Origin of the sequence: Streptomyces sp. NPDC048278 (assembly GCF_040652195.1) — a bacterium.
GTDB lineage: Bacteria > Actinomycetota > Actinomycetes > Streptomycetales > Streptomycetaceae > Streptomyces.
In genome coordinates this window covers 36,430-50,196 of record NZ_JBEZLP010000026.1, presented here as the reverse complement: position 1 = coordinate 50,196, position 13,767 = coordinate 36,430, and the positions used below count along the sequence as shown (strand labels likewise).

13 protein-coding genes are annotated in these 13,767 nt (G+C 72.4%); 5 read left to right on the top strand and 8 right to left on the bottom strand.

Features of this window, described 5'->3' with window-relative positions; all coding sequences use genetic code 11:
• The first annotated feature begins 28 nt into the window (after positions 1-28).
• Both yaaA and eda read left to right on the top strand, forming a co-directional pair.
• On the top strand, positions 29-811 hold the full coding sequence (yaaA, locus tag AB0D74_RS34940; protein ID WP_362595878.1) for a peroxide stress protein YaaA: 783 nt from the start codon (positions 29-31) through the stop codon (positions 809-811).
• A gap of 121 nt (positions 812-932) precedes the next feature.
• The gene (eda, locus tag AB0D74_RS34935; RefSeq protein WP_362595876.1) at positions 933-1,607 is read left to right on the top strand and encodes a bifunctional 4-hydroxy-2-oxoglutarate aldolase/2-dehydro-3-deoxy-phosphogluconate aldolase; all 675 of its coding nucleotides are present in this window, start codon (positions 933-935) and stop codon (positions 1,605-1,607) included.
• On the opposite strand, the gene AB0D74_RS34930 is transcribed toward eda, so the two are convergent.
• The 3 genes from AB0D74_RS34930 to AB0D74_RS34920 are packed head-to-tail and all read right to left on the bottom strand — an operon-like array spanning position 1,579 to position 4,404.
• Positions 1,579-2,805, bottom strand: a complete 1,227-nt coding sequence (locus AB0D74_RS34930) for a bifunctional RNase H/acid phosphatase (protein WP_362595874.1) — start codon at positions 2,803-2,805, stop codon at positions 1,579-1,581. The genes eda and AB0D74_RS34930 overlap by 29 nt on opposite strands.
• 19 nt (positions 2,806-2,824) lie before the next feature.
• Positions 2,825-3,568: a C4-type zinc ribbon domain-containing protein gene (locus AB0D74_RS34925; protein ID WP_362596030.1), complete on the bottom strand. Its 744-nt coding sequence runs from the start codon at positions 3,566-3,568 to the stop codon at positions 2,825-2,827.
• Positions 3,565-4,404, bottom strand: a complete 840-nt coding sequence (locus AB0D74_RS34920) for a Nif3-like dinuclear metal center hexameric protein (RefSeq protein ID WP_362595872.1) — start codon at positions 4,402-4,404, stop codon at positions 3,565-3,567. The genes AB0D74_RS34925 and AB0D74_RS34920 overlap by 4 nt, the downstream gene beginning before the upstream one ends.
• 188 nt (positions 4,405-4,592) lie before the next feature.
• Here AB0D74_RS34920 and AB0D74_RS34915 point away from each other — a divergent pair, with 188 nt between their 5' ends.
• Both AB0D74_RS34915 and AB0D74_RS34910 read left to right on the top strand, forming a co-directional pair.
• Positions 4,593-5,825, top strand: a complete 1,233-nt coding sequence (locus AB0D74_RS34915; protein WP_362595870.1) for a hypothetical protein — start codon at positions 4,593-4,595, stop codon at positions 5,823-5,825.
• Between the two features lie 96 nt (positions 5,826-5,921).
• On the top strand, positions 5,922-6,074 hold the full coding sequence (locus AB0D74_RS34910) for a hypothetical protein (protein ID WP_362595868.1): 153 nt from the start codon (positions 5,922-5,924) through the stop codon (positions 6,072-6,074).
• A 96-nt stretch (positions 6,075-6,170) separates the two neighbouring features.
• On the opposite strand, the gene AB0D74_RS34905 is transcribed toward AB0D74_RS34910, so the two are convergent.
• From AB0D74_RS34905 to AB0D74_RS34890, 4 genes are all read right to left on the bottom strand, one after another.
• Positions 6,171-7,280 (bottom strand): SpoIIE family protein phosphatase, encoded by a 1,110-nt coding sequence (locus AB0D74_RS34905; RefSeq protein WP_362595866.1) that lies wholly within the window; start codon positions 7,278-7,280, stop codon positions 6,171-6,173.
• A gap of 157 nt (positions 7,281-7,437) precedes the next feature.
• Positions 7,438-8,382 (bottom strand): 3-oxoacyl-ACP reductase, encoded by a 945-nt coding sequence (locus tag AB0D74_RS34900; RefSeq protein ID WP_362595864.1) that lies wholly within the window; start codon positions 8,380-8,382, stop codon positions 7,438-7,440.
• Between the two features lie 11 nt (positions 8,383-8,393).
• A complete protein-coding gene (locus AB0D74_RS34895) occupies positions 8,394-9,470 on the bottom strand; it encodes a Zn-dependent alcohol dehydrogenase (RefSeq protein ID WP_362595862.1) in 1,077 nt (358 codons plus the stop codon).
• A 47-nt stretch (positions 9,471-9,517) separates the two neighbouring features.
• Complete coding sequence (locus tag AB0D74_RS34890) at positions 9,518-10,375, bottom strand: MaoC/PaaZ C-terminal domain-containing protein (protein ID WP_362595860.1); 858 nt, start codon at positions 10,373-10,375, stop codon at positions 9,518-9,520.
• A 320-nt stretch (positions 10,376-10,695) separates the two neighbouring features.
• Between AB0D74_RS34890 and AB0D74_RS34885 the strand changes: the two genes are divergently transcribed.
• Positions 10,696-11,967 carry a sensor histidine kinase gene (locus AB0D74_RS34885; RefSeq protein ID WP_362595858.1) on the top strand — a complete coding sequence of 424 codons (1,272 nt, stop codon included), beginning with the start codon at positions 10,696-10,698 and terminating at the stop codon, positions 11,965-11,967.
• Here the strand turns inward: AB0D74_RS34885 and AB0D74_RS34880 are convergent.
• A complete protein-coding gene (locus AB0D74_RS34880) occupies positions 11,945-13,516 on the bottom strand; it encodes an alpha-L-arabinofuranosidase B (RefSeq protein ID WP_362595856.1) in 1,572 nt (523 codons plus the stop codon). The genes AB0D74_RS34885 and AB0D74_RS34880 overlap by 23 nt on opposite strands.
• Positions 13,517-13,767: the final 251 nt, after the last annotated feature.

The following is a 13,767-nucleotide window of genomic DNA, read 5'->3' as shown; positions in this document are numbered from 1 at the left end:
CGGACGCCGCCGGTGAAGGGACGTACCTGTGCTGGTCCTGCTGCCGCCCTCCGAGGGCAAGGCGTCCTCGGGCCGTGGTGCCCCGCTGAAGCCGGAGTCGCTGTCCCTGCCGGGGCTCGCGGCGGCGCGCGAGGCGGTGCTCGCCGAACTGGTCGACCTGTGTGCGGGCGACGAGGAGAAGGCGCGCGAGGTGCTCGGGCTGAGCGAGGGGCTGCGCGGCGAGGTCGGGAAGAACGCGGCGCTGCGGACGGCGGGCGCGCGGCCGGCCGGGGAGATCTACACCGGGGTGCTGTACGACGCCCTGGACCTGGCCTCCCTGGACGCGGCGGCGAAGCGGCGGGCCGCCCGGTCGCTGCTGGTCTTCTCGGGGCTGTGGGGCGCGGTGCGGGTGACGGACCGGATCCCGTCGTACCGCTGCTCGATGGGCGTGAAGCTGCCGGGTCTGGGCGCACTGGGCACGCACTGGCGCGGGCCCATGGCCGAGGTGCTGCCGGCGGCGGCCGGGGCGGGGCTGGTGCTGGACCTGCGGTCAGCGGCGTACGCGGCGGCGTGGAAGCCGAAGGGCGAGGTGGCCGGGCGGACGGCGACCGTGCGGGTGCTGCACGCGCCGACGCGGAAGGTGGTCAGCCACTTCAACAAGGCGACGAAGGGGCGGATCGTACGGAGTCTGCTGGCCGCCGGGATCGCGCCGGCCGGTCCGGCCGAGCTGGTGGAGGCGTTGCGGGAGCTGGGGTACGAGGTGGAGGCGGAGGCACCCGCGCGGGCGGGGCAACCGTGGGCGCTGGACGTGCTGGTGGCCGAGGTCCACTGAAACGTACCGAGACGCGCTGAGACGCACCGAGACGCCGGTTCAGTCCCGCACCCTTCCGACCCTGTTGCAACATGCGCAATGCCCTTTGCGCACTCTGCATCGCGTCGGCAGGATGTTCGTCATGCCCACCTCCGTGCTGGATCTCGCGCCCGTCGTGCCCGTCGTCGTGATCGAGGACGCCGCCGATGCCGTGCCGATGGCGCGGGCGCTGGTGGACGGCGGGCTGCCCGTCATCGAGGTGACGCTGCGGACGCCGGCCGCGCTCGACGCGATCCGGGCCGTCGCCGCCGCGGTGCCGGACGCGGTGGTCGGCGCGGGTACGGTCCTCACGCCCGCGCAGGTGACGGAGTGCGTGGCGGCCGGGGCGCGGTTCCTGGTCAGCCCCGGGTGGACGGACGGGCTGCTGGCGGCGATGGCCGCGTCCGGGGTGCCGTACCTGCCGGGGGTGTCGACCGCCTCGGAGGTGGTGGCGCTGCTCGAACGCGGGGTGCGGGAGATGAAGTTCTTCCCGGCGCAGGCCGCGGGCGGTACGGCCTACCTCAGGTCGCTCGCCGGTCCGCTGCCGCAGGCCCGCTTCTGCCCCACCGGGGGGATCGGCCCGGACAACGCGCCGGAGTACCTCGCCCTGCCCAACGTCGGCTGTGTCGGCGGCACCTGGATGGTCCCGGCGGACGCGGTCGCCGCCGGGGACTGGGACCGGGTCCGGGAGCTGGCCCGGGGCGCGGCGGGGCTCGGGGCCGGGGCCGGGTTCAGGTCCGGATCCGGGGTCAGGGACGCAGGTGGGACGTGTCGTTGAAGAGCCGTACGCTCGCGTTGCCGTCCGCGTAGTACGCCACCGCCGACAGCGAGGCCGCCGACAGTTCCATGCGGAACAGGGACTGGAGCGGGGCGCCGAGGGCGAGTTGCACGAACGTCTTGATCGGCGTGACGTGCGTGACGAGCAGGACCGTGCGGCCCGCGTAGGCCGCGATCAGCTTGTCGCGGGTGGCCGCGATGCGGGCCGCGGTCTCGGCGAAGCTCTCGCCGCCGCCGGTGGGGTGGGCCGACGGGTCGGCGAGCCAGGTGGTCAGGTCGTCGGGGTGGCGCTCGCGGACCTCGCCGAAGGTGAGGCCCTCCCAGGCGCCGAAGTCCGTCTCCTTGATCCCTTCCTCGATCGTGACGTCGAGGCCGAGGCGCTCGGCGACGGCCGCGGCGGTCTGCCGGGTGCGGGTGAGGGGGGAGGCGAGGATCGTCTCGATGGTGCCGCGGCGGGCGAGGGCCTCGGCGGCGCGCTGGGCCTGCTCCAGGCCGACGTCCGAGAGGGCGGGGTCGGTGCCGCCGCTGCCGGAGAAGCGTTTCTGGGGGGTGAGGGGGGTTTCGCCGTGGCGGAGGAGCACGAACGTCGCGGGAGCGCCCATGTCTGGCGACGAGGCCCAGCCGACGGTGGGCTTGGGTACGGGCGCTGTCGCTACGTTGCGCGCGGCGCGGGAGTCGACGCGGGGCGTCTCGGCAGTCGTCACAGTGCCGGTGAGTGGGGGTTGCTCGCGCAGTTCCCCGCGCCCCTTCCGGGGCGCTGCCGGGACCGTCGGCGACCAGGGCTCGCCCCGCTTCCCCGCGTCCATCGCCTCGTTCGCCAAGCGGTCGGCGTGCTTGTTCTCGGCGCGGGGGATCCACTCGTAGGTGACCTGGTCCGCGGGGAAGACGCGGCCCGCCTGCATCGCGAGGGGCTTCATGTCGGGGTGCTTGATCTTCCAGCGGCCGGACATCTGCTCGACGACCAGCTTGGAGTCCATGCGGACGTGGACCGTGGCGGTGGGGTCCAGGGTGTGGGCCGCGCGCAGGCCCGCGAGGAGGCCGCGGTACTCGGCGACGTTGTTGGTGACGACGCCGAGGTATTCGGCCGCCTCCGCGAGCGTCTCGCCGCTCGTCGCGTCGACGACCACCGCGCCGTAGCCGGCGGGTCCCGGGTTGCCCCGGGAGCCGCCGTCCGCCTCGACGATGAACTCCCTTGCCACGTACGCCCCTTAAGTGTTCCTACAGACCCGACTCGGACGTGCGCACCAGGATGCGGCGGCAGTTCTCGCAGCGGACCACGGTGTCCGGCGCGGCCTTGCGGACCTCGGCCAGCTCGGTGATGGCGAGCTCCTGGCGGCAGCCCTGGCAGGTGCGGGCGTACAGCTTGGCCGCGCCGATGCCGCCCTGCTGCTCGCGCAGCTTGTCGTAGAGCTTGAGGAGGTCCGCCGGGACCGAGCCGGCGATGACCTCGCGCTCCTTGGTGACCGTCGCCGCCTCGCCGTCGATCCCCTCGAAGGACGCGTCCCGGCGGGCGGTGGCCTCGTCGATACGGCCCTGGACCGCGCCGACCCGCTCGGTCAGCTCGGCGACCCGCTCCTGCGCGGACTCGCGGCGCTCCATGACCTCCAGGACGACGTCCTCCAGGTCGCCCTGGCGCTTGGCGAGGGAGACGATCTCCTTCTGGAGGTTCTCCAGGTCCTTGGGGGAGGTGACCGCGCCGGAGTCCAGGCGCTGCTGGTCGCGGGCGGCGCGCTGGCGCACCTGGTCCACGTCCTGCTCGGCCTTGGTCTGCTCGCGGGCGGTGTCGCTCTCCTCGGTCTGCGCGGCCACGAGCAGGTCGCGCAGCTGGGTGAGGTCCTTGGTCAGCGACTCGATCTCGGCGTGCTCCGGCAGCGACTTCCGCTTGTGCGCCAGCTGCTGGAGGCGTACGTCCAGGGCCTGGACGTCGAGGAGTCGGATCTGGTCGGCGGGCGCTGCGTTCAGTTGGGGGCTCCAAGGGACGGTGAGTGGCTGGTCCAGGGGTCGGTGACCGTCCTGGAGACGTGCACGCGCAGGTCCCAGCCGTGGCGGTCGGAGATTTCGTCGAGCTGGCTCGCGGCCAGCTCGCACCAGGGCCATTCGGTGGCCCAGTGCGCCGCGTCGAGCAGCGCGAGGGGGCTGTGGGCCACCGCCTCGGAGGCCGGGTGGTGGCGCAGGTCGGCGGTGAGGAAGGCGTCCACCCCGGCGGCGCGTACGACGTCGAAGAGGCTGTCGCCGGAGCCGCCGCTGACGGCGACCGTACGGACGAGGGCCTCGGGGTCGCCGGCGACCCGGATGCCCTGCGCGGTGGCGGGGAGGCGGGCGGCGGCCCGGTCGGCGAGCTCGCGGACGGTCACCGGGTGGTCCAGTTCGCAGACGCGGCCCAGACCGCGACGGCCTTCCGGGTCCGTCGAGTCCGGCACGAGGGGCCGTACGACGCGCAGGTCCAGGGCGCCGGCGAGCGCGTCGGAGACGCCCGGGTCGGCGGTGTCGGCGTTGGTGTGGGCGACGTGCAACGCGATGTCGTTCTTGATCAGGGTGTGGACCACGCGGCCCTTGAAGTGGGTCGCCGCGACCGTCGTCGTACCGCGCAGGTAGAGCGGGTGGTGGGTGACGAGCAGGTCGGCGCCGAGCTTCACCGCCTCGTCGACGACGTCCTGGACCGGGTCGACGGCGAAGAGGACCCGGGTGACCTCCTGGCCGGGGTCGCCCACGACCGTACCGACCGCGTCCCAGGACTCGGCCCGCTCGGCGGGCCACAGGTTGTCCAGCGCGGCGATGACTTCTGACAGACGGGGCACGGGGAAAAGGCTACCTGCCTGTTCCGCGGGGCCGTACCTGCTCGCCCACGGGAGGCAACGCGCAGCACATCCGCCCCGGTTTCCTCAGGCGAATCGTCGAGTGTGCACCCGTATGTGTGAAGCCACCGTCAGCCGGTGCGCCGCCTGTGCGTGCGAAAACTAGCTTCGTGGCCGGAGGTGACCGAACGATGACGGCCTGTGCGATCGAACCCTCGGCAGCGGACGAGGAAGACAGCGCGCCGGGGGCGGGCTGCACCATCACGGTGGACGGGGCGTACGCGGCCCGGCTGGCCCAGCAGGATGGTTCCTGCTACCCGGAGCGGTGGACCCTTGACGGTCCCGAGCCCTACACCGTTCCGCTCCCCGGCAACCAGCCGGAGGAGCCGGGCACGGAGGTGCAGCCACTGGGCGACGGGCGGGTGCTCATCCACCGCCTGGTGGACGGGCGGCACCACTTCGCCCTCCTCTATCCGACCGGCCCCTCCACCGGCGAGCTGCCGCTGGGCGCGGTGGAGTGCCCGGACGAGGGCTCCTCGCTACGGCTGCTGGCGCCGGCGCCGGGGGGTGTGCACGCGTACGCGCTCGCCGTGGGGCCGCGTTCGTCCGCCGTGTGGCTGGTGGCGGGCGGGGCGTTCGGGCCGGAGCGGCTCGCGGTGGTGCCGGGGCGGTGCGCGGGCGGGGTCTGGCTGGACCGGGCCGGGCGGATGCTGGCCCTGGACCGGGAGCTGGGCGGGCGGACCAAGGCGGTCGTGGTCGATCTGGAGCGCGGTGGCGAGGTGTCGCCGCTGCTGCAGATCGCGGCGGACAGCGACGACCGGCTGCTGCTCGCCGACCCCGACAGCGGGCTGATCCTGGTCGGCTCGGACGCGCCCAGCCCCGGGCAGGAACGGTTGGGCTGGGGTGTCCTCGGCAGCACGCTGCCGGTGCGCTTCCCGGAGAGCCTGCGGGTGCCGGAGTGCCCGGACTGCGTGGTGACGCCGTTCGCGGCCCAGCCGGGGCAGGTGCTGGTGCCGGAGAGCTGCGGGGTGGCGCTGCGGATCGACGGTCCGCTCGGCAGCTGGGTGGGGGCCTGGCGGCCGAGAGCGCGCAGGATGTGTCATCTCCCGGCGCCCGAGGGGTGGTTGACGGGCGCCGGGGTGTGGACGCAGGACGGGGTGCTGCGGCTGCCGTACGCCACGGGGGAGGTCCCGTGCGGTGTGGCGGCGGTGGCGGTGCCCTGGGGGGAGACGGGGGAACACGGGGAGACGGGGGAACACGGGGGGCCGGGGGACGCGGGCCCGGGGGATCCGGTTCGGGACGGTACGGCTGCCGGGGCGTCGGGGACGCCCGGGGAGCCGGCGGAACCGGATCCTCCGGGACCGGTCGTGGCCCGGCCGGTGCCCCTCCAACAGGCGCCGCTTGCGCGGCTTGTAACGAACTAGCAGCAGTCGGCGTGCCCGCCTGGATTCGCCCCGTGGTGGGCCGGTTAGACTCGCCGCGCTGTAAGAAAGATCATGTTGACGGGGTGAATTCTTCCGATGAACGACGCCAGCACGTACCAGCAGCTGTCCGCCGAGGACCAGGAGACGGACGGCCACGGCAAGCACCGTGGTCACGTCTCGGCCCAGGACGGCGAGACGGCCCCGAGCGGCCGGCACCGCAAGCCGGAGCCGGTCGAGGCGGCGGCCTGACGGTAGGCAGTAGGCAGGAGGAGGGGCCCACCGGGTGACCGGTGGGCCCCTTTCCCGTTTTTCCCGCCTTTCCGTCTTTCCGTGCCGGGGCCGGGTTCACAGGCGCACGATGACCAGGGCGGTGTCGTCGGTGGCGTCCCCGGGCGGGAGCAGGTCGGCGAGCACGGCGTCGGCGAGGGCCTCGCACGGGGCGGTGCGGTGGCGGACCAGGGAGTCGGCGAGCCGGGCGAGGCCCTTGTCGATGTCCTCGCCGCGGCGTTCGATCAGGCCGTCGGTGTAGAGCACGAGGACGGCGTCCTCACGGAAGGGCGCGACGGCCTGGGTCCGGGGGCCGTGCTGGGGGCGGGCAGCCAGGGGCGGGTCGGTGGCCCGGTCCAGGAACTCGACGGTCCCGTCCGGCTGGAGCAGTGCCGGCGGGAGGTGGCCGGCGCTGCTGTAGGTGATGGTGAAGCTCTCCCAGTCGACGAATGCCGTGGCCACGGTGGTGTTCTCGGCGCCGTCGACGGTGCGGGCGTACTGCCCGAGGACCTCCAGGGCGCGGGCCGGGCCTTCGGGGACGAGGGAGGCGGCGGTGAGGGCGCTGCGCAGTTGCCCCATGACACCGGCCGCGGGCAGACCGTGGCCGACGACGTCGCCGACGGCCACGGCGATGCGGTCGCCGGGCAGGTCGACCAGGTCGTACCAGTCACCGGCCACGTTGAGGGCCTCGGCGGCGGGCCGGTAGCGGACGGCCGCCGGGTGCCGGCCGACCTGGCGCGGGGCGGGCAGCATGGCTTCCTGCAGGGTCAGCGCGACCTCACGGGCGCGGATGAGCTCGGTGACGTCCTCCAGCCGGTGCAGCAGCAGCGTCACCTGCCCGTCGTCTCCGAACACCGGGATGTTGGTCACGTTGAAGTACCGCTCGTGCCACACCCCGGGCCGCTCGGGGTCCTGCGTGTCGAAGCGCTGCAGCGCCACCACACTGCGCTCGCCGGTCTCCGCCGCCCGCCGCAGGGACGCCAGGACCCTGAGCAGGAGGGGCTCGGCGGACACGCTCTCGATGTTGTCCTCGGCCAGGAAGCGCCCGATCATCTGCTCCCGGGGCAGGCCCCGCAGTCGCTCGAACTCCGCGTTGACGTCGGCGAAGATCAGCTGCGGTGTCACCAGCGCCGCGGCCCCGGGAAGGGCCTGGAACACCGCCGCGTAGTCGACCGCCGGTCCAGCCATGATCTTCCTTGCTCACCCCGCCGCTCGCGGTTTTCCCGATACGAGGCCTGTTCCCGATATGAGGTCTTTTCACGATACGAGGTCTCTTCACGATACGAGCAGGTGGTCGTGGCTCGCACCAGGAGAGCGCGGCACTTCCCACGGCGGCCGGCCGGTGTCACCCGCGTTTCAGTCCCAGCACCTCCGCCGCCGCGAACGTCTCCCCCGCCGGCCGCTCCGCGTAGTGCGGGGTGAGGACGGCGTCGAGTTCGGCGTAGTCGAAGGTGTCCTGCTTGCTGTCGAACCTGGCCTGGACGCGGGGTCGTTCCACGATCGCGACCATGCCGCCGTGGACGACGAGCAGCTGGCCGTTGACGCGTTCGGCGGCCGGGGAGGCGAGGTAGCCGACGAGGGGGGCGACGTGCTCGGGGGCGAGGGGGTCGAGGCCCTCGGCGGGCTGTGCGAAGCCGGCGAAGACGTCCTCGGTCATCCGGGTGCGGGCGCGCGGGCAGATCGCGTTGGCGGTGACGCCGTACTTGGCGAGGGCGAGCGCCGTGGAGGTGGTCAGGCCGACGATGCCGCCTTTCGCGGCGGCGTAGTTGGGCTGGCCCGCGGAGCCGGCGAGGAAGGCCTCGGAGGAGGTGTTCACGATCCGGCCGTAGACCTGCGCGCCGCCCGCCGCCTTGGAGCGGTCCCGCCAGTGCGCGGCGGCGAAGTGGGTGGTGTTGAAGTGGCCCTTGAGGTGGACCCTGATCACCGAGTCCCACTCGTCCTCGGTCATGGAGAAGACCATGCGGTCGCGCAGGATGCCGGCGTTGTTGACGAGGATGTCCAGCTTTCCGTAATGGGTTGTCGCGAGGGTGAGAAGGTCTCGCGCCTGCGAGAAGTCGGCGATGTCCCCGGTGTGGGCGACGGCCTGGCCGCCCGCCGCACGGATCTCCTCGGCGACCTGCTCGGCGGGGGCCGCGGAGGCCGCCCCCGAGCCGTCCCGGCCCGGCTGGCCGAAGTCGTTGACGACGACGGCCGCGCCCAGCCGGGCCAGTTCGAGCGCCTCGGCCCGGCCCAGACCCCGGCCGGCCCCCGTGACGACGGCGGTCAGCCCTTCCAGCGGACTCTCCTGCATACGGCGGCCCCTCAGATCTCTATGCAGGTGCGCAGGGCGGTGCCCGTGCGCATCTGGTCCAGGGCCTCGTTGATGTCGGCCAGCGGCACGCGGTGGGTGATCAGGCCCTCCAGGTCGATCCGGCCCGCCCGCCACAGGGTGATCGTCCGCTCGTAGGAGCGGACCACGTCCCCGCCGCCGTACATGGACGGCAGGATCCGCTTCTCGTCGAAGAACAGCTCGAACATGTTGAGCTGGAGGAAGTCGTCCATGGCGCCCGCGCCGACCACCACGAGGGTGCCGCCGCGCCGGGTGTTCTCGTACGCGGTCCGGGCGGTGGCGGACCTGCCGACGACCTCGAAGACGTAGTCGAAGCCCTCGCCGGCGGTGACCTCCTGCTTGGCGCCGGGGAGTTCGTCGGGCGAGACCGCCCTCGTCGCCCCGAACCTGAGCGCCGACTCGCGCCGCGACGCGACCGGGTCGACGGCGACGATCTCGGCCGCGCCCTTGAGCCGCGCCCCCTGGATCGCCGAGATCCCGACACCGCCGCAGCCGATCACGGCGACCGACGAACCGGCCTCCAGGTCGGCCGTGTTGAGGGCCGCACCGAGCCCGGTGGTGACCCCGCAGCCGATCAGCGCCGCGATGTCGAAGGGCACGTCGTCCGGGATCGGCACCGCGCACCCGGCGTCGACCACGACCTCCTCGGCGAAGGTGCCGGTGCCCGCGAAGCCGAAGACATCACCGGTGGGGCGCCTGAAGTTGGGGGTGCCGGCGTTCATGAACCCGGCCAGGCACAGCTCGGTCTGGCCGCGCCGGCAGGCCGGACACGCGCCGCAGGCCGGCAGCCAGCAGACGACCACCCGGTCGCCGGGCTTCACCCGGGTGACACCCTCGCCCACCTCCAAGACCTCGCCCGCGCCCTCGTGGCCCGGCACGAACGGTCCCGGCTGCGGCAGCACCCCGCTCATCGCCGACAGGTCCGAATGGCACAGCCCCGTGGCGCGCACCCGGATCCGCACCCTGCCGGGCCCGAATCCCACCGCCTCGACGTCGTCGAGGACGTCCAGCTTCTCCTGGCCGATCTCGTGCAGTACGGCTGCGCGCATGGTGCGGCTCCCCTCAACTGCTCAGCTGATCAAGAGTGTTCGACTGGTCAAGAGTGTTCGACGATCGTGTCGGCGAGGACGGGTGCGTCCTCCCGCTCCACGGCACCGACGGCGACCCGGATCCGCCCGTCGCCCCGCCACATGCGGATACGGAGGGTCTCCCCCGGGTACACCACCCCGGCGAACCGCGTCGTGTACGACCGCACCCGGCTCACGTCCCCGCCGAGCAGCGTGTCCACGACCGCCTTGAGCGTCATCCCGTAGGTGCACAGCCCGTGCAGGATGGGCCGGTCGAAGCCGGCGAGCTTGGCGAACTCGGGGTCGGCGTGCAGCGGGTTGTAGTCGCCGGAGAGGCGGTACAGCAGGGCCTGGTCCTCGCGGACCGGGCGCTCGACGGTCCGGTCGGGCTCGCCGTCCGGCGGGTCGAGCCGGGTCGAGGGGCCGCGGTCGCCGCCCCAGCCGCCCTCCCCGCGCACGAAGATCTGCGCGTCGTTGGTCCACAGCGGGCCGTCGGCGTCCGCGACCTCGGTGCGCATCACCAGGACGGCCGCCTTGCCCTTGTCGTACACGGCGGCGATGCGGCCCGTGGCGGTGGCGGTGCCGGCGGCCGGGATGGGGCGGTGGATCTCCAGCCGCTGGCCGCCGTGCAGTACCTTGGCGAGGTCGACGTCGATGCCGGGCATGGACAGTCCGCTGATCACCCCGGGCGAGCCGGCGCCCGCGACGGTGGCGAAGCTGGGCAGCACGTGCAGCCGGGTCTCCAGGGTGTAGCGCAGTTCGTCGGGGTCGGTGGCGGGGCGGCCCGCGCCGATGCCGAGGTGGTAGAGCTGGACGTCCCGGCGCTCCCAGTGGATCTCCCCGGACCGGGGTTCGGCGGCGAGGGCCTTGGCGGCGTCGATGGGCATACGGCTCCTGAGGTGTCTCAAGACCTCGGCACGGCCGTCCGCACCGTCGGCCGCACCGAGGTCGTCCACGGGTGCAGATCTAGAACGCGTTCCATTCCAGCGCACCTTGTATAGCCCAGCGCTCCGCACTTGTGAAGGCTCCTGACGTCGTGTCAGATGCGGCTGCGCCGGACCATGACATTTGTCCTGCCCACGGCCGTACATCCGCCTCTGCCGAACCGGCGCCGCCTTTCGTAGGGTCGTACCGCCGGACAGTACGCCCGGACGGGACAGAGCAGATCAGATCCGTACAGGTTGGCGCAGATCGGGGGAAGAGTGACATGGCGTGGCAGCAGCAGGTGAAGTGCCAGGTGGACGGGTGGCGGACGGCGCGCGCCCAGTGGCGGGAGGACATGACCCGCTTCAGGGAGCAGCAGAAGGCCGCCCGGAAGAACGGTGAGACGCCCGAGCACGCGGGACCGCCGCCCTCCGGGTTCGCCCTGCTCCCGTGGCTGCTGATGGGGCTGGGCTCCTTCTCCAACCTGCTCCAGGGCAAGACGGCCAACCCCTGGATCGGCGCGATCGGCCTGCTGGCCTTCAACTCCCTCTACATCTACGTGACCTTCCGCTCCTTCCGCAAAGAGGCCCGGGAGGCCACCTCCTCCCGGGTCGCCCTGCTGCTGATGGGCCTGCTGACCACCGGCCTGGCCCTCGGCTACGGCGGCAACTGGCTGATGTTCTTCCCGCTGCTGGGCCTCGCCACCGGCGCGGCGCTGCGCGGGCCCTGGCTGGGCCGGGCCGGCATCCTGCTGGCCTGCTTCGCGGGCGCGGTCTCCTGGTACCGGGACGGCTCCGACGCCATCACCATCGCCTACGGCACCTTCCTGTCGACGATGATCACCGCCGCGATCCTCTCCCTCTCCGAGGCCGTGCGCGAGCTGCGCGCCGCCCGCGAGGAGCTGGCCCGGCGGGCGGTGGAGAAGGAGCGGCTGCGCTTCTCCCGGGATCTGCACGACCTGCTCGGGCACACCCTCTCGGTGATCGTCGTGAAGTCGGAGGCGGCCCGGCGGGTCGCGCCCCGGGACCTGGACGCGGCGCTGACGCAGATCTCCGACATCGAGTCGGTCGGCCGGCAGGCGCTGACCGAGATCCGCGAGGCGGTCACCGGCTACCGGGAGGGCAGCCTGGCCGCCGATCTCGTCCGGGCCCGCTCGGCCCTGACGGCGGCGGGCGTCGAACCGGTGGTCCGGCAGTCGGGGGCCCCGCTCGCCCCGCAGACCGAGACGCTGCTCGGCTGGGTGGTACGCGAGGCGGTCACCAACGTGGTCCGGCACAGCGGTGCCACGCGCTGCGAGATCGCCGTCGACAGCGCCGCCGGGCGGGCCCGGCTGACGGTCACCGACGACGGCTCGGGCACGGTGGCCGCCGAGCCCTGCCCGGAGGGCGTCGGCGGCACCGGCCTGAAGGGGCTGGCCGAGCGCCTCGCGGCGGCGGGCGGCTCCCTCACGGCCGGCCCGGCGCCGCGCGGCGGCTTCACGGTCACCGCGGAACTTCCGACCGAGGCGCTGGAGTTGCTGGCCCCGGCGGTCGCTACGGCGCCCAGGGCGAGCTGACGGCCCAGCTGACGTCGTCCGTCCAGGACGTGGCGCTGTCCCAGGCGTTGGAACCGCCGTCGCTCGCGATGTAGAGGTTGTAGTTGTAGTGGCGCAGGTATTTCGTCGGGTAGTTGTACGAGGCGAAGGACGTGCCCGTGCCGCTCTTGCCGGTCGTCGGACAGAAGGTGGCGTCCTGCCTGAACGTGGTGGTGCCGTCCATGGGCTGCCGGTAGATCTTGTAGTTGTAGTGGCGCAGGTAGTCGCCGGGGTAGTTCCGGGACTCGAAGGAGACGCAGGAGCTGCTCGCGAGGCCGGGCCGGACGATCCAGGTGGCGTCGTTCTTGTCGAGGGTGGAGCTGCTTGAGGTGATGGCGGACAGCACGCCCGCGTTGTTCTGGTGGCGGACGTAGTCGGTGGTGCAGCAGGACGTGGTGGCCTGAAGGGAGATCTCCGAGGCGGAGTTGAGGCTCCCGGTGGAGCCGGTGGCGCCGCCGTAGCCGACGGAGACGATGTTGGACTGGACGGCGTCGTCGGCGGCGTCGGTCGGGATGCCGGAGGTCATCACGCCCTCGAAGAACGAGCCGATGGAGCCGTTGCTGTTGTCGCCGCCGGTGCCGAGGACGATCGCGCCCTCCTGGTGCATCGGCGAGTAACCGCTGCTGGTGCTGGGCTCACTTCCGGAATAGGTGGTGGTGAGACTGCCCGATTGCGCGTTTCCCCATTTCAGTGCGAAATGGTCCTGCCCGTTGTTCTTCAGCAACGCGGTGACGAACGGTATCGCGCCGGTGCCCGTGTTGGAGGAGTTGGTGCTGTAGCCGAGGTTGGACTCGAACAGCCCGTTCTCCAGGTCCGCCTGGACCCAGGGCCCGGAGCCGTAGCAGGGCGCGAACCAGCACTCGGTGCCGAAGTTGATGGCGTCCATGTGGCCGTTGCCGGTGTCCTTGTTGTTGGTCTCGGCGTTGCCGTAGTCGAAGCAGCAGCTGCCGTTCACATGGGTGCCGGAAGTGACCATGTACATCCCCTCGGCGCCGCCGTTGGTGGCGACCCCCGAGGTGGAGTTGTCCCGGTAGCCCATGCCGGCCGAGATCTCCAGGCCGTAGACCTGGTGCCCGCCGACGGTCACCGGCAGCGCGTCCGCCGGGGCGCCGACGTCGGCCGCGCCGGCCCCGCCCGCACCCTCGACAGTGAGGTCGTTGTGCCTGCTGGACTGGTCGTAGATCTTGGTGATGATGCAGGTCGTACCGGCGCAGAAGGAGTTCTGCGCGGCGGCGTTGGCGTAGCCGCCGGTGGCCAGCAGGCCGATGTCGGCCGTGGCGCTGTCCGAGGCGCGCTGCACCTGGTAGAGGGAGCCGCTGTACGAGGAGTACAGCGCGCGGACCATGCTGTGCGCGGCGACGCACGGGGTGCCGGCGGCGGCGTAGACGTCACAGGGCAGCGAACTCGCGGCGGACGCCTCGGGGGCGCCGGCCCCGACGACGAGGGCGGCGACGGTCACGAACGCGGCGAGCACGGACAGGACGGCTCTGCGGACGCGCGGCGGACAGGAGCGCAGGGCTCGTACAGGCACTGAGAACACGGTGCACCTCTTCTTGGTTCCTCGTAGGGCGGTGCGGGTTCCTGGCGTCCGGTATCCCGAACGGTGTTCGACCAAAATACCGAACCTATTCAGCTGTCGAAATACCGACCATTCGCCGGCCGTTCGGGGAATTGCAGAGGTGATTGTTTGAGCACGGTCAACCGCCGTCAAGACCTGCGGCGCGGAACAATGGCTATTCTTTAATTGCCGGGCCCGAGGCTACGCTTGGGCTGTGTACGAGC

Bases quoted from the DNA above. Each gene is read 5' to 3' on its own strand.
- eda (WP_362595876.1), top strand. From the start codon at position 933: ATGCCCACCTCCGTGCTGGATCTCGCGCCCGTCGTGCCCGTCGTCGTG.
- AB0D74_RS34915 (WP_362595870.1), top strand. From the start codon at position 4,593: ATGACGGCCTGTGCGATCGAACCCTCGGCAGCGGACGAGGAAGACAGC.
- AB0D74_RS34910 (WP_362595868.1), top strand. From the start codon at position 5,922: ATGAACGACGCCAGCACGTACCAGCAGCTGTCCGCCGAGGACCAGGAG.
- AB0D74_RS34905 (WP_362595866.1), bottom strand. From the start codon at position 7,280: ATGGCTGGACCGGCGGTCGACTACGCGGCGGTGTTCCAGGCCCTTCCC.
- AB0D74_RS34900 (WP_362595864.1), bottom strand. From the start codon at position 8,382: ATGCAGGAGAGTCCGCTGGAAGGGCTGACCGCCGTCGTCACGGGGGCC.
- AB0D74_RS34895 (WP_362595862.1), bottom strand. From the start codon at position 9,470: ATGCGCGCAGCCGTACTGCACGAGATCGGCCAGGAGAAGCTGGACGTC.
- AB0D74_RS34890 (WP_362595860.1), bottom strand. From the start codon at position 10,375: ATGCCCATCGACGCCGCCAAGGCCCTCGCCGCCGAACCCCGGTCCGGG.
- AB0D74_RS34885 (WP_362595858.1), top strand. From the start codon at position 10,696: ATGGCGTGGCAGCAGCAGGTGAAGTGCCAGGTGGACGGGTGGCGGACG.